At 62.5% G+C, this 14,336-nt stretch carries 12 protein-coding genes and 1 pseudogene; 8 read left to right on the top strand and 5 right to left on the bottom strand.

Translation table 11 applies throughout. The features are described 5' to 3' along the window. Positions 1-88: 88 nt before the first annotated feature. Positions 89-1,408, bottom strand: a complete 1,320-nt coding sequence (locus tag GST84_01410; GenBank protein XGB11085.1) for an outer membrane porin, OprD family — start codon at positions 1,406-1,408, stop codon at positions 89-91. 472 nt (positions 1,409-1,880) lie between these two features. On the opposite strand from GST84_01410, the pseudogene GST84_01405 reads away from it, so the two are divergent. Further along, positions 1,881-1,987 (top strand): annotated as a pseudogene (locus tag GST84_01405) (TonB-dependent siderophore receptor). 518 nt (positions 1,988-2,505) lie between these two features. Here GST84_01405 and aguA read toward each other — a convergent pair. Beyond that, positions 2,506-3,612 (bottom strand): agmatine deiminase, encoded by a 1,107-nt coding sequence (gene aguA, locus GST84_01400; GenBank protein XGB11084.1) that lies wholly within the window; start codon positions 3,610-3,612, stop codon positions 2,506-2,508. Between the two features lie 277 nt (positions 3,613-3,889). Here aguA and rfbC point away from each other — a divergent pair, with 277 nt between their 5' ends. Genes rfbC through GST84_01380 form a run of 4 tightly spaced genes read left to right on the top strand, consistent with a single transcriptional unit; the run spans position 3,890 to position 8,150 of the window. After that, positions 3,890-4,435, top strand: a complete 546-nt coding sequence (rfbC, locus tag GST84_01395) for a dTDP-4-dehydrorhamnose 3,5-epimerase (GenBank protein ID XGB11083.1) — start codon at positions 3,890-3,892, stop codon at positions 4,433-4,435. A 42-nt stretch (positions 4,436-4,477) separates the two neighbouring features. Further along, the gene (locus tag GST84_01390; protein XGB15692.1) at positions 4,478-6,292 is read left to right on the top strand and encodes a GHKL domain-containing protein; all 1,815 of its coding nucleotides are present in this window, start codon (positions 4,478-4,480) and stop codon (positions 6,290-6,292) included. Continuing rightward, positions 6,289-7,695, top strand: coding sequence for a response regulator (locus tag GST84_01385; protein XGB11082.1), 1,407 nt, complete (start codon positions 6,289-6,291; stop codon positions 7,693-7,695). Before GST84_01390 ends, GST84_01385 begins: the two co-directional genes overlap by 4 nt. Continuing rightward, a complete protein-coding gene (locus GST84_01380) occupies positions 7,695-8,150 on the top strand; it encodes a thioesterase (GenBank protein ID XGB11081.1) in 456 nt (151 codons plus the stop codon). The genes GST84_01385 and GST84_01380 overlap by 1 nt, the downstream gene beginning before the upstream one ends. A gap of 160 nt (positions 8,151-8,310) precedes the next feature. On the opposite strand, the gene cysQ is transcribed toward GST84_01380, so the two are convergent. Then, positions 8,311-9,129: a 3'(2'),5'-bisphosphate nucleotidase CysQ gene (gene cysQ / locus GST84_01375; protein XGB11080.1), complete on the bottom strand. Its 819-nt coding sequence runs from the start codon at positions 9,127-9,129 to the stop codon at positions 8,311-8,313. Continuing rightward, positions 9,126-9,692, bottom strand: a complete 567-nt coding sequence (gene nudE / locus GST84_01370) for an ADP compounds hydrolase NudE (GenBank protein XGB11079.1) — start codon at positions 9,690-9,692, stop codon at positions 9,126-9,128. Before nudE ends, cysQ begins: the two co-directional genes overlap by 4 nt. Before the next feature lie 64 nt (positions 9,693-9,756). Here nudE and GST84_01365 point away from each other — a divergent pair, with 64 nt between their 5' ends. After that, the gene (locus GST84_01365; protein XGB11078.1) at positions 9,757-10,419 is read left to right on the top strand and encodes a GMP/IMP nucleotidase; all 663 of its coding nucleotides are present in this window, start codon (positions 9,757-9,759) and stop codon (positions 10,417-10,419) included. Positions 10,420-10,517: 98 nt separating this feature from the next. Here the strand turns inward: GST84_01365 and lysM are convergent, their stop codons facing one another. Next, positions 10,518-10,958 carry a peptidoglycan-binding protein LysM gene (lysM, locus tag GST84_01360; GenBank protein ID XGB11077.1) on the bottom strand — a complete coding sequence of 147 codons (441 nt, stop codon included), beginning with the start codon at positions 10,956-10,958 and terminating at the stop codon, positions 10,518-10,520. A 175-nt stretch (positions 10,959-11,133) separates the two neighbouring features. Between lysM and fdhD the strand changes: the two genes are divergently transcribed. Both fdhD and GST84_01350 read left to right on the top strand, forming a co-directional pair. Next, positions 11,134-11,964: a formate dehydrogenase accessory sulfurtransferase FdhD gene (fdhD, locus tag GST84_01355; GenBank protein XGB11076.1), complete on the top strand. Its 831-nt coding sequence runs from the start codon at positions 11,134-11,136 to the stop codon at positions 11,962-11,964. Positions 11,965-11,969: 5 nt separating this feature from the next. Continuing rightward, positions 11,970-14,315 carry an FdhF/YdeP family oxidoreductase gene (locus tag GST84_01350; protein XGB11075.1) on the top strand — a complete coding sequence of 782 codons (2,346 nt, stop codon included), beginning with the start codon at positions 11,970-11,972 and terminating at the stop codon, positions 14,313-14,315. Positions 14,316-14,336 lie beyond the last annotated feature (21 nt).

Below are 14,336 nucleotides of genomic sequence, written 5' to 3'. Positions count from 1 at the left end.
CCATCGAAGGCGGCGCTTTACCTGTGGGAGCGGGCAAGCCCGCGAAGGGCCGCAGCGCGGCCCCAGCTTTCATGCAAAGAACTGCGGATCAGAAGATGCTGATCGGGTACTCGACGAATACGCGGACTTCGTTGCCGTCGTCGTTGTAACCGTTCTGCTGCACGGCGTTGTTGGTACGCAAGAACGAGCTACGCAGTTTGATGGACAGGTCCTTGGCCGGGCCGTCCTGCACCACGTAACGGATCTGGTTGAAGATCTCGCGCTCTTTACCTTCGCCGAAGCCTTGCGGGTTGGCGACGTTACGGGTGTTGATGTTGTCACCCACCACGTAGGCCAGCTTGTAGGTCAGGCCCGGAATGCCATAGGCACCGAAGTCCAGGCCGTAGCCCAGCTGCCAGGAGCGCTCGTCTTCGGCGTTGAAGTCGGACCAGTACGAGTTGGCCAGGTAGATGGTGGAACCACCGTCACCCTGACGGCCTGCGTTCTGATACCCGCCGTAGTTATAGCCAGTGCTACCGGTGCTGCGCTGGTGGGCGATTGTGAACGAGTGCGGGCCATAAGCGTAAGTGGCCGCCAGGCTCCAAATTGTGTTGGAGTCACCGGTCAGCTCGGCAGCCTTGACATGCTTGTTGTTGATGTCCGACTTGTAGCCGTTGAAGTCCAGGGTCAGGGACTGGTCGCTGGCGATCGGGAAGACGTAGTTCAAGCCCAGGTAGTGCTTCTTCATAACGTCTTCGTTGTCGGCGGTGTACAGCGAAGCGGTGAAGTTGTCGGTGAACTTGTAGCTGGCACCGAAGACGTTGATCGACTTCAGGCCACCACCATCACGGCGCTCGGCGCTCTTGCGCGCTTCCTGGGTGAAGCGACCAGCGTTCAGTTCCAGACCCTGGATCTCTTTGGAGGTGATCAGGGTACCGGTGAAGCTTTCTGGCAACAGACGTGCATCGTCGTACTGCAGCACTGGCAGTGCTGGCATCTGGTCACCGTACTTAAGCACGGTGTTGGAAATGCGGAATTTCACTGCAGCACCACCACGGGCCAGGTTGTGCGGCGAGCTGGCGTTGCCTTCGGCATTGGTGGTTTCGTGCGGTTTGAAGAAGTCGACGCCGCCGCCACCGTTGTGACCTTTGCCGCCATCCAGGCGCACGGCGTACAGGCCAAATGCGTCAACACCGACGCCAACGGTGCCCTGGGTGAAGCCGGAGGAGAAGTTGGCAATGAACGCCTGGCCCCATTCGATCTGGTCGTCGGTGCCATGCTTCTTGTCACGGTTGATGTAGGCGTTACGCAGAAGGACGTTGGCGTGGCTGTCCTCAATGAAGCCCTTGCTGTCAGCCTGGTCATTGGCCTGAGCCTGGGTCGCGGCGATCATCGCCAGGGCGACCAGACTGATCCTGGTTTTCAACATGTTGTTTTCCTTATTTCTTAATCAAAAACGCGCTGCAATATGACGCCAGGAACCAACGCCCCTTCGTAGGTTCGACGCTATGCGGATCCAGCCGGGCGGGCCTACCGGTAAGCTCACGGCGGCCCTCGGCAGCAGCCTGGCCAATACCATGGCCAGCAGGCGTTGGCCGAATCCTAGCCGCGCGCGATTACAAATGTCAAAAAGTCGTGAAATGCAGGTTTATATGACCAAAATTACCGGCCTATCTGGTGCATTTCCATGCAAGCTTGCGCTATCAGCAGATAATTTATCTTGTGTGGGAAATTGCCTTTTGATCGAACGGACAATTTCCTGAGGGCAGGGTCAGCAAGGCTCCGGAGCAAGATCGCCGCTCGACCATCGAAGCGCAGGCCGGCAGCACAATGGTCCGATGACGGTGTCCGACGCGGTATCGGACCCATGGCTGGGATGATCGGGGGTTGATCGGGGGGTATTGAGCAACATTGCCGACAAGACCTATTACAGCTCGGTGACCGGCGCGGCGCAGTTTGAAGTGGGGGGCCGCGTAGCCTGATAGTGACAGGTAGCTACAGCTTCTGATGTTTGTTGGCTGTACCTGCCTCTTCGCGGGCACGCCCGCTCCCCCATGATCACCACATGTTTCAGAACCTGTGAAATATCTGTGGGAGCGGGCATGCCCGCGAAGAGGCAGGTACAGCTGCAATCAATCAGTGCCACACCGCCATCAGCGCCTGCATCTCTGCTTCGCTGATCAAACCTTGGGGGTATCGCCCGGCAAGCAGACGTCGTGGGTCGGTCGTCCTGACCCTGATGCTTCCATGGTGTTTCAACCACTTCGCCACAAGCCTGAGCGATTGGCGATCAACTGCCGATGGGCGCAAAGCCGACTCACTTGCTGCGTTCATGTCTACACGTACTCCCTGGCCCGTGAGTGGCTAATTTACGTAGTTATTGTTACAGATCCGAGGCGCGGCCTGGCCGTGCAACCTCGCTATCTGTTTGAAAAACAATACAAAACGTATGCCAGCTCGGCCTCCGGGCGTCGCCCGCGCAAAAAAAGGCCCGTCATACGACGGGCCTCTTTATTCATCACGCGTTCAGCGCTTGATCGGCGCCGGCTGCTGTTGGGTCAGGCAGTGAATGTTGCCGCCACCCAAAAGCAGCTCGCGGCCCGGGATCATCACCACCTCGTGGTCGGGGAAGATCCTTGCCAGGATCGCTCTGGCTTCGGCATCTGCCGGGTCGTCGAAGCTTGGGGCAATGATGCCACCGTTGACGATCAGGAAGTTCACGTACGAACCCGCCAGACGCACCGAAGGGTCACGTTCCTGGCTGCCGGCGACCTGGTCGACACCGGCGCACTCTTCGGCAGTGGCGAACAGCGGGCCCGGGATCGGCATCTTGTGCACGATGAACTCGCGGCCCTTGGCGTCGCGGGTGTTCTTCAGCACATCCATGGCCGCGTGGCAGCGCGCATAGTTGGGGTCGTTGGAATCATCGGTCCAGGCCAGTAACACTTCACCCGGGCGCACGTAACAGCAGAAATTGTCGACATGGCCGTCGGTTTCGTCGTTGTACAAGCCATCCGGCAGCCACACCACGGTGTCGACTGCCAAGTGATCGCGCAGCACCGCTTCGATCTGCTCGCGGCTCAGGTGCGGGTTGCGGTTGCGATTGAGCAGGCATTCCTCAGTGGTGATCACGGTGCCTTCACCGTCTACGTGGATCGAACCACCTTCAAGCACAAAGCCTTCGGTCTGGTAGCGCTGGCAGCGCTCCATTTCCAGCACCTTGGCGGCCAGTTCCTCGTCGCGGTTCCAGGGTGCGTACAGGCCACCATCAAAGCCGCCCCAGGCATTGAAGCCCCAATCTACACCGCGCACTTCGCCATGGTCGTTGATGACGAAGGTCGGGCCGGTGTCACGCACCCACGCATCGTCGTTGCTGATTTCAACCACACGAATGTTCGGCTGGTCGAGTTGGCGTCGAGCGTTTTCGTACTGGCCGGCGGAGACTGCGACGGTCACAGGTTCGAAACGGGCAATGGCCTTGGCCAGGGTTACGTGGGCAGCCTGCGCCGGCTTGCCGCCCAGGCGCCAGTTGTCCGGGCGCTCCGGCCAGACCATCCATACCTGAGTTTGCGGGGCCCACTCGGCGGGCATGTGGAAACCATCGGCACGGGGCGTGGAGTTGAGGGTTTTCATGGGTGACCTCTGTGATGGCCCTGAGCCGGGTGTGCTGGGGCGTTTGTCAATTTATAACCGATATATATCGATATTTAAAGCCTGGAATCCTAAGAATTTGCTGCCTCACGGCGAACTTAAATCGATAACAATCGGCAATCGTTAGGGCTGGTCTGGTTAAAGGAACTGCCTGCCGTCTACCATAGCCATCCCTTATGCATCCTGTTACAGCTACGCGCGGAAATTTCCGGCAAGGCCGACTAGGGTCAATACTTGAGCGACGGGCCAGCGAGCCGCTATGAACATCATCCCTACAGCAATACCTGAAGTACTGATCATCGAGCCAAAGGTGTTCGCTGACAGCCGTGGTTTCTTCTTCGAGGCATTCAATGCCCGTGAGTTCTCACAGCAAACCGGCGTGAACGTGGAGTTCGTTCAGGACAACCACTCGCGCTCCATCAAGGGCGTGCTCCGTGGGCTGCACTACCAGGTGGCAAACACCCAGGGCAAGCTGGTGCGCGTGGTGCACGGGGAAATCCGCGATATCGCCGTGGACGTGCGCAAAAGCTCGCCAACATTCGGCAAATGGGTCGCGGTGCACCTGTCGGCCGACAACCATCGCCAGCTGTGGATTCCACCTGGCTTCGCCCACGGTTTTGCGGTGATGAGTGAATCGGCCGAGTTCCTCTACAAGACCACCGACTACTACAACCCGGGTGCTGACCGCTGTATCCGCTGGGACGACCCCCAGCTGGACATCGACTGGGGGCTGCAGCAGCCACCGCTGTTATCGGACAAGGACAAGGTGGGCCTGACATTGGCAGAGGCGGAACTGCTGCCTTAACTAGCGCATAATTGCGTCAGACTTTTCTGGCGCATTTACGTGATGATTGCAAAACCCACGCCCCCACGCCGTCCCCGCTGGCGCAGCCTGGCCCTGCTGGCGCTGAGCCTGGCTCCATTGCTGTGGCCCCTGCATCACTTGGCCGAGCGCTATTACCAGGATGAGCTGGCCTCGCAGAACCGCCAGACACTCGACCTGTATGTCGCCAACCTGCTCGGCACCCTGCACCGCTACGAGACCTTGCCGCAAATTCTCGGCGACCTACCGGCGCTGCGTGGCGTGCTGGCCGACCCGTTCCGCCTGGAAGCGGTGACCAACGCCAACCGCCTGCTCAAGGACATCGTGCAACAGACCGGTGCCGAGGTGATGTACCTGATGGACGTCAGCGGCAACACTTTGGCCGCCTCGAACTGGGACAAGCACGACACCTTCGTCGGGCGAAACTTCGCCTTCCGCCCCTACTTCAACGAAGCCATGGCCGGCCATCTGGGCCGCTTCTTCGGCCAGGGCACCACCTCGGCCAAGCGCGGCTACTTCTTTGCCGCGGCCGTGCGGGACCGCGAGCGGATCGTCGGTGTGCTGGTGGTCAAGGTCGATCTCGACCACACCGAAACCCTGTGGGGCCGTACACCCGAGCAGCTGTTGCTGACCGATCACAATGGCGTGGTCATCCTGACTTCGCGGCCCGACTGGCGCTTCCGTGCTACCCGCACGCTGACCGACGCCGAGCGCCAGGCCATCATCGCCATCCAGCCCTATCCGACCCAGGCCCCACAGCCACTGGTTCTCAACCCGCAGGCCTGGATCACACAGACCCGCGACATCAAGGAAACCGGCTGGCAAGTCAGCATCCTCGCCCCGCGCACGCTGGTTGATCGCTCGGTGCAGACGGTAATGGCCATCGGTGCCGGTACGCTGTTGGTACTGATGCTGCTGGCCGGTCTGGTGATGCAACGGCGGCGCCATTACATCGACCGCATCGACTTCGAAGCCCGTGGCCGCCAGGAACTGGAAAAGCGCGTGGCCGAACGTACCGCCGACCTTGAAGGCCTGAACACCCGCCTGAAAAATGCCGTGCTGGAGCGCGAAAACGCTCAGCAGGAGGCTGTGCGTGCGCAGGACGAACTGGTGCAGGCCGGCAAGCTGTCGGTGCTCGGCACCATGTCGGCCAGTATCAGCCATGAGCTGAACCAGCCTCTGGCCGCCATCCGCAGCTACGCGGAGAACGCCGAGATCCTGCTCGACCACCAACGTACCGAAGACGCCCGCGGCAACCTCAAGCTGATCGGCGAACTGACAGGGCGCATGGCCTCGATCATTGCCCACTTGCGTGCCTTCGCCCGTCGTGACCGCCATGCCCCAGAGAGCGTGGCTCTGCAGCCGGCCCTGGACGATGCCCTGGCGCTGCTGGCCAAGCGCCGCCGGGCGATGGCCGTAGAGCTGATACGCGACCTGCCGGAAGCCACCTTGTGGGTACAGGCCGGCGAGACCCGCTTGCGCCAAGTGCTAGGCAACCTGCTGGCCAATGCCCTCGACGCCCTGACCGAAAAAGCCAATCCGCGCCGCCTGTGGCTAAGTGCCGAGCAGCGTGATGACTGCGTCTACCTGTACATCCGTGACAATGGCCCCGGTTTCAGCCGCCAGGCTCTGGAGCATGCCAAGGAGCCGTTCTTCACCACCAAGACCCGTACACAGGGCCTGGGCCTGGGCCTGGCCATCTGTGAAAGCCTGATGCGCGCCCTGGGCGGTGAACTGCTGCTGGCCAACCACCCGGAAGGTGGCGCAATGCTGACCCTCCAGCTGCGTGTGGCCGCGTCTGGCGCTACTTTGCCCAATTCGGAGGACCCCTCGGCATGACCACCGAGACACTGTTCGACAGCCGAGCCCAGGTCATCCTGGTGGACGATGACCCCCACCTGCGCCAAGCCTTGAGCCAGACCCTGGACCTGGCCGGGCTCAAGGTAGTCGCCCTGGCCGAAGCTCAAGGCCTGGCCGAGCGTATCGAGGCCGACTGGCCAGGCGTGGTGGTCAGCGACATCCGCATGCCGGGCATCGATGGCCTGCAGTTGCTGGAACAACTGCACGGCCGTGACAGCGAGCTGCCGGTGCTGCTGATTACCGGCCATGGCGATGTGCCGCTGGCGGTGCAGGCGATGCGCGCCGGGGCTTATGACTTCCTGGAAAAACCCTTTGCCACAGACGCCCTGCTCGACAGCGTACGCCGCGCCCTGGCCTTGCGCCGGCTGGTGCTGGACAACCGTAGCCTGCGTCTGGCACTGAGCGACCGCCAGCAACTGGCAACCCGCCTGGTCGGCCATTCACCGGCCATGCTGCGCCTGCGCGAGCAGATCGGCGCCTTGGCCGGCACCCGTGCCGATGTGTTGATTCTGGGTGAGACCGGCGCTGGCAAAGAGGTGGTGGCTCGCGCCCTTCACGACCTGTCCAGTCGCAGCGAAGGGCCGTTCGTGGCGATCAACGCCGGCGCGCTGGCCGAGTCGGTGGTCGAGAGCGAGCTGTTCGGCCACGAGCCCGGTGCGTTTACCGGCGCGCAGAAGCGCCGTATCGGCAAGTTCGAATTTGCCAACGGCGGCACGCTGTTCCTCGACGAAATCGAGAGCATGAGCCTGGATGTGCAAGTGAAGTTGCTGCGCATGCTGCAGGAGCGGGTTGTCGAACGCCTGGGCGGCAACCAGTTGATCCCGCTGGATATCCGCATCATAGCCGCCACCAAGGAAGACCTGCGTCAGTCTGCCGACCAAGGGCGATTCCGCGCGGACCTGTATTACCGCCTGAACGTGGCGCCGCTGCGTATTCCGCCACTGCGCGAACGCGGGGACGACATTTTGGTGTTGTTCCAGCATTTCGCCGATGCTGCCAGCCAACGCCACGGCCTGTCGCCGCATGCGCTGCAGCCAGCGCAACGCGCCCTGCTGCTGCGTCATGACTGGCCAGGTAACGTCCGCGAGCTACAGAACGCCGCCGAGCGTTTCGCCCTTGGCCTGGAACTGGCACTGGATGGCCAGGCACCCTCGGCAGCAGCACCGGCAGCTCCCATGCTGAGCGGCAACCTCAGCGAGCAGGTCGAGCAGTTCGAACGTTCGCTGATCGCTGCCGAACTGGCCCAGCCACACAGCTCCATGCGGAGCCTGGCCGAAGCACTGGGTATCCCCCGCAAAACCCTGCATGACAAGCTGCGCAAGCACGGCTTGAACTTCGACGGCGGTAGCGGCGGGCATGATGATCAAGAGGACAACCGTTAATGAGCACCGTTAGTCAGTACCTGCAGTCCGTACTGCACAGCGACATCCCCCTGACCCGCGAAATGGGCCTGGAAGTGATCGATTGGCAGCAGCACACCCTGCGCCTGCAACTGCCGCTGGCGGCCAACGTCAACCACAAAAGCACCATGTTCGGTGGCAGCCTGTACTGCGCAGCAGTGCTGGTGGGTTGGGGCTGGCTGCACCTGCGCCTGCGTGAGCTGGGGATCGATGACGGGCACATCGTTATCCAGGAAGGGCAGATCAGCTACCCGTTGCCAGTGACCGGTACGGCAGTGGCGCGTTGTGCAGCGCCCGACGAAAAGACCTGGGAGCGATTCCTGGCCCTGTACCAGCGGCGTGGGCGGGCACGGTTGACGTTGGAGACCACGGTGAGCAATGACGGCAGTGACGAGCCGGCGGTGAGGTTCAGCGGCCAGTACGTCTTGCACCGCTAGCCCAGCAGCCGCTGAAAGCAACCGCGCTGCACAAACCCCAAAGGCTGGCGCAAAACCTGTTGGAGCGGGCAGGCCCGCGAACACCGGCGAAGCCGGTGCCCCGCACCGCGGTGCATGCTTCCCGGGCTCGCCCGCTCCCACAGGGTAGGCTGAGACTCCGTCAAATCAGGTTCAGGAAGGCCTGGCGCCATGCAGCATTGGCGGGCAATGCCAGGAAATACGGGTTAAGCAACGACTCGCGCGGCGGATACCGGAATGGCAAGCCATCCAGCCCGATCACCTCGCCGCAGGCCCCTTCCACCACGCCCTGCGCCGCTGCAGTATCCCACTGCGAAGTCGGCGCCAGGCGCGGATAACAATCGGCGCTGCCCTCGGCCAACAGGCAGAACTTCAACGAGCTGCCGATATTTGCCAGCTCCAGCTCTCCCACCGCAGCCCCAAGCCCGGACAACAGCGCTTCCTGTTCCGCGCTGGAGTGCCGACGGCTGGCAACCACGGTAAAACGCTCGCCCTCCGGTGGTGCGATGCGTACCTGGATCGGTTGGGCGGCCTCGCCAGCATCAGCACGCCAGGCACCCAGGCCGCGCCCACCGAAGTAGCAGCGCCCATTGGTCGGCATCGACACTACGCCAAACACCACTTCGCCGTTCTCGACCAGGGCGATGTTGACTGTGAATTCCTCACTGCCAGCAATGAACTCCTTGGTGCCATCCAGCGGGTCGACCAGCCACCAGCGGCTCCAGCGTTGGCGCTCGGCCAGCGGAATATTGCAGTCCTCTTCGGACAGCACCGGAATCTGTGGCGCCAGCGCCAGCAGGCCATCGGCAATTACCCGGTGTGCCGCCAGGTCGGCGGCGGTAACCGGCGAATCGTCGGCCTTGCTGGTCACCGCGACATCGGCGCGCCAGAATGGCAGGATTGCCTCGCCTGCCGTCAGCGCCAGCTTGACCACTTCGTGCATCAGTTGCAGGTCGTTCATAGCTCCAGCAGCCCCCGCTGAATCAGCAGGTCACGCGCCAGGTAAAGCGCCGCCAAGGCGCGACCCTCGGTGAACTGCGGATGCATGGCCAAGGCCGACAACTCACGCAGGTTGACCTTGTCGACCCGCATCGGCTCGGGCTCATCGCCTTCCAGGCGCTCTTCGTACAGGTCGCTGGCCAGCACCACCTGAATCTTCTGGCTCATGTAGCCCGGCGACAGCGACAGTTCCGTCAGGTGCTCCAGCTGGCGTGCGCCAAAACCGGCTTCTTCCTTGAGCTCCCGGTCAGCTGCCGCCAGCACGTCTTCGCCCGGCTCGATCAGGCCCTTGGGCAAAGACAGCTCGTATTCATCAGTGCCACCGCAGTATTCCTCCACCAGCACAGCGTGCTCGGCATCGAGCATGGCCACGATCATCACCGCGCCGTAGCCGTTACCCCGGCCCACCAGACGCTCATAGGTGCGCTCGGCGCCATTGCTGAAGCGCAACTGTACGGCTTCGACGCGGAACAAGCGGCTGCTGGCGACAATTTCGCGGCTGAGTACGGTGGGTTTCTGGCGCATGGGGCGGCTCCTTGGCGTGAACGGGTTACTATACCGTGGCTTGCCGACTGATCGAGAGTTTCCCATGCCTGTTCTTCCCTGGTCTGCCATCGATACCGTCCTGCTGGACATGGATGGCACCCTGCTCGACCTGCATTACGACAACCGCTTCTGGCTGGACCACCTGCCTCAGCGCTATGCCGAGCTGCACGGTGTAAGCCGGGCCATGGCGGAAATGGAGCTGCAACCGCTGTTCGAACGCAATGCCGGCACATTGAACTGGTACTGCCTGGACTTCTGGAGCCGCGAGTTGCGCCTGCCCATTCGCGAGCTGAAGCGGGAAATTGCCGACCTGATTGCCCTGCGCCCGGATGCCGATACCTTTCTGGCGGCGATTCGCCAGGCCGGCAAGCGTGTCGTGATGATCACCAATGCCCACCGAGACTCGCTGTCGCTGAAGCTGGAACGGGTGGAGCTGGCACCGTACTTCGAGCGGCTGATCAGCTCGCACGACTATGGCTACCCGAAGGAAAGCCCGCAGTTCTGGGATGCCTTGCAGGCGGATATCGGCTTCGAGCCGGAGCGCAGCCTGTTCATCGACGACACGCTGGCGATTCTGCGCAGTGCACGGCGCTTTGGTGTGGGGCACTTGCTGGCGGTGCGCCAGCCCGATAGCCAGGCACAACCACGAGATACCGAAGAGTTTGCAGCGGTCGAGGATTACCGGGCGTTACTGGAAGGCCTGTGAGGCCCCATTCGCGGGCAGGCCCGCTCCCACATTCACTGCTGGCGCTGTAGCTGTGGGAGCGGGCGCGCCCGCGAAGAGGCCTGTACAGACTTTAGCGATCAGTCAGGAATACGCAGCACCTGCCCCGGATAGATCTTGTCCGGGTGCTTGAGCATCGGCTTGTTAGCCTCGAAAATCTTGTTGTACTGGCCGGCATTGCCATACACGACCATGGCAATGGCTGAAAGTGTGTCGCCCGATTTCACAGTAACGAACCTTGCCACCTGGACTATCGGCCCGGTCACGGTGATCTGGTCCTCGACACTGGCCACGCCACTGATGTTGCCCGCCGCCAGAATGATCTTCTCCTTCTCTTCCTGGCTGGCCACTTCACCCTTGAGGATGATCTTGTCTCCTTCTACAGTGGCGCTAATGTTCGGGTTGCCCAGGCCGACAGCTTCCACGTGTTTCTTAAGCTGCTCTTCGGCATTGGCGTTGCCAGGGGTCAGCAGGTCGATCAACTTCTCGCCGGCTTCCTTCACGAAACTGAACAGGCTCATTGCGCTCTCCTTGTTGACGAAACCTCGGACACAGGAGTCTAGGCCAGCTTTACCACTCTCGCCCTGTGCGACCAATCGACGCGGTCTATCAAGGCATAGACCCTAGCGATTAGACGCCGCCGGCCCGCACGCCTAGGCTTGTGCTATCAGAAAGCCGCCGGTATTCAGCACCCCGATGAACAGCAAGCCTCCGGTCTGCGCGGCCTCATCGCCCTTGTCCATGCCCGCCGCCAGCAACACCTACGATTACGTCCAGCTGAGCGACGCCAAACGCGACAGCACCCCGCTGGCCGAGGAAGTGGCCCTGGCCATTGTCTATAACGGCCTCAACCAGGCGGTGATGCTGGTCAGCCCTACCGATCTGGAAGACTTCGCCGTCGGTTTCAGCGTCGGCAGCGGCATTGTCGAAGGCACCGCAGAAATCTACGACCTCAAGCTCTCCGGCAGCGGCTCGGCAATGTACGCCGACCTGGAAATTTCCAGCCGGGCGTTCTGGAACCTGAAAAACCAGCGCCGCCAACTGGCCGGCACCAGTGGTTGCGGCCTGTGCGGGGTCGAAGCCCTGGAGCAGGCGCTGCCAGATCTGGCCGTGTTGCCGGGTGCGCCCCTGCCCCCGGCCCAGTGGCTGGTCGGCCTGCGCGAGCGCATCGACGCCTTCCAGCCACTGGGCCAGCATTGCGGCGCCGTGCATGCAGCACTGTTCATGGACCGCCAAGGCGAACTGCTGCTCGGCCGCGAAGACATCGGCCGGCACAACGCCCTAGACAAACTGATCGGTGCCCTGCTGCGACAGCGCATCGACAGCCAAGGCGGCCTGGCAATTGTCACCAGCCGCTGCAGCCTGGAGCTGATCCAGAAGGTGCTGCGTGCCGGCATCCAGACCCTGGTCAGCCTGTCAGCGCCCACCGGCCTTGCCCTGCAATGGGCGCGCAAACACAACCTCAACCTTATCCACTTGCCCAAGCACAGCGCACCGCGGGTCTACAGCCCAGCGGCGGAGTCGTAACAGTCGTGACCTCGTACCAACCTCTTCCGGACAACGCCCCAGCCTCCCCCCCTCGCTACAAGCCCTACCACGGCCCCGCCGGCGGTTGGGGCGCGCTGCGTAGCGTGGCCAAGGCCTGGGTCGGCAGCGATAACGCGCTGAAAAACATTCGCGCCCTGCTCAAGACCAACCAGAACGGTGGTTTCGACTGCCCCGGCTGCGCCTGGGGTGATTCGCCAGAAAGCGGCATGGTCAAGTTCTGCGAGAACGGCGCCAAGGCGGTGAACTGGGAAGCTACCAAGCGCCGTGTCGATGCTGCCTTTTTTGCCCGTTACAGTGTCACCTCGCTGCTGCAGCAGAGCGACTATTGGCTGGAGTACCAAGGGCGCCTGACCGAACCGATGGTCTACGACGCATCAAGCGACCGTTACCTGCCGATCAGCTGGGATGCCGCCTTCGCCCTGATCGCCCGCGAGCTGAACAAGCTGGCCAACCCTGACCAGGCCGAGTTCTATACCTCGGGACGTGCCAGCAACGAAGCGGCATACCTGTACCAACTGTTCGTACGCGCCTACGGCACCAACAACTTCCCTGACTGCTCGAACATGTGCCATGAGGCCAGCGGCGTGGCATTGGGGCAAAGCGTCGGGGTCGGCAAGGGCACTGTCACCTTCGACGACTTCGAGCACGCCGACTCCATTTTTGTCTGGGGCCAGAACCCCGGCACCAACCACCCGCGCATGCTCGACCCATTGCGCGATGCGGTAAAACGTGGCGCCCAGGTGGTGTGCATCAACCCGCTCAAGGAGCGTGGTCTGGAGCGCTTCCAGCACCCCCAGAACCCACTGGAAATGCTGACCAACAGTGACCGCCCGACCAACACCGCTTTCTTCCGCCCAGCCCTGGGTGGCGACATGGCGATGCTGCGCGGCATGGCCAAGTTCGTCCTGCAATGGGAACGTGAAGCCCAGGCCAACGGCGAACCGGCCGTGTTCGATCACGCCTTCATCGCCGAACATGGCCATGGTGTCGACGAGTACCTGGCCGTGGTGGACGCCACGCCGTGGTCGCACATCCAGGCACAGTCCGGCCTCACCTTGGCCGACATCGAACTGGCCGCACGCATGTACTGCCGGGGCAAGCGGGTGATCATGTGCTGGGCGATGGGCATCACCCAACACCGTCATTCGGTGCCGACCATTCAGGAAATCGTCAACCTGCAGATGCTGCGCGGCAACATCGGCGCGCCCGGGGCCGGCCTGTGCCCGGTGCGCGGCCACAGCAACGTGCAGGGCGACCGCACCATGGGCATCAACGAGCGCCCGCCAGAGGCGCTGCTGGATGCCATCGAAAAGCGCTTTGGTTTCCCCGTGCCGCGGCGCAATGGCCACAATACCGTCGAAGCCATTCACGCGATGCTCGATGGCCGGGCCAAGGTTTTCATCGGTCTGGGCGGCAACTTCGCCCAGGCCACACCCGACACTGAGCGTACCGCCCAGGCGCTGCGCAACTGCGAGCTGACCGTGCACATCAGCACCAAGCTCAACCGTAGCCACCTGGTCCATGGCAAGCAGGCACTGATCCTGCCGTGCCTGGGCCGCACCGACATCGACCTGCAGGCCGACGGGCCGCAGGCAGTCACGGTGGAAGACTCGTTCAGCATGGTCCACGCCTCCAACGGCCAACTCAAGCCGCTGTCGACGCAAATGCGCTCGGAGCCTGCGGTGATCGCCGGCATTGCCGCCGCCACGCTGGGCAAACAACCGGTGGACTGGCACTGGCTGGTGGCCGACTACGACCGTATCCGCGACCTGATCGGCGATACCATTGCCGGTTTCAGCGGCTTTAATCAGCGCCTGCGTCACCCGGGGGGCTTCTATCTGGGCAACAGCGCGGCCAGCCGCGAATGGGAAACCAGCACCGGCCGCGCCAACTTCAAGGCCAACCTGCTGCCCGACACGCTGCTTGACGAACGCGTACGCGCCAGCGGCCAGTTGCCAGACCTGATCATGCAGTCGATGCGCTCGCACGATCAGTACAACACCACTATCTACGGCCTGGACGACCGCTACCGCGGCGTGCGCGGCCAGCGCGAGGTGCTGTTCGCCAACGAAGCCGACATCATCCGCCTGGGCTTCCAGCCGGGACAGAAGGTCGACATCGTTTCGTTGTGGGGGGATGAGCATGTGCGCCGGGTGCAAGGCTTTACCCTGCTGGCCTTCGACATCCCTGCCGGGCAGGCGGCGGCGTATTACCCGGAGGTGAACCCGCTGGTGCCGCTAGAGAGCATTGGCGTTGGTAGCCATACGCCAACATCGAAGTTCATTGCCATCAAGCTGGAGCGCGCGCGCGACGACGGGCGCATCCTGTAAAAATGAAAAAAGCCCTGTTCC

Origin of the sequence: Pseudomonas putida (assembly GCA_041879295.1) — a bacterium.
Lineage (GTDB): Bacteria > Pseudomonadota > Gammaproteobacteria > Pseudomonadales > Pseudomonadaceae > Aquipseudomonas > Aquipseudomonas putida_Y.
Note: the sequence above shows the minus strand (reverse complement) of the source record. Positions and strands in the feature narration are given on the sequence as shown.

Coding starts and splice junctions, on each gene's coding strand:
- rfbC (XGB11083.1), top strand. CDS start 3,890: ATGAACATCATCCCTACAGCAATACCTGAAGTACTGATCATCGAGCCA.
- GST84_01410 (XGB11085.1), bottom strand. CDS start 1,408: ATGTTGAAAACCAGGATCAGTCTGGTCGCCCTGGCGATGATCGCCGCG.
- aguA (XGB11084.1), bottom strand. CDS start 3,612: ATGAAAACCCTCAACTCCACGCCCCGTGCCGATGGTTTCCACATGCCC.
- GST84_01385 (XGB11082.1), top strand. CDS start 6,289: ATGACCACCGAGACACTGTTCGACAGCCGAGCCCAGGTCATCCTGGTG.
- lysM (XGB11077.1), bottom strand. CDS start 10,958: ATGAGCCTGTTCAGTTTCGTGAAGGAAGCCGGCGAGAAGTTGATCGAC.
- GST84_01365 (XGB11078.1), top strand. CDS start 9,757: ATGCCTGTTCTTCCCTGGTCTGCCATCGATACCGTCCTGCTGGACATG.
- GST84_01380 (XGB11081.1), top strand. CDS start 7,695: ATGAGCACCGTTAGTCAGTACCTGCAGTCCGTACTGCACAGCGACATC.
- nudE (XGB11079.1), bottom strand. CDS start 9,692: ATGCGCCAGAAACCCACCGTACTCAGCCGCGAAATTGTCGCCAGCAGC.
- fdhD (XGB11076.1), top strand. CDS start 11,134: ATGAACAGCAAGCCTCCGGTCTGCGCGGCCTCATCGCCCTTGTCCATG.
- cysQ (XGB11080.1), bottom strand. CDS start 9,129: ATGAACGACCTGCAACTGATGCACGAAGTGGTCAAGCTGGCGCTGACG.
- GST84_01390 (XGB15692.1), top strand. CDS start 4,478: ATGATTGCAAAACCCACGCCCCCACGCCGTCCCCGCTGGCGCAGCCTG.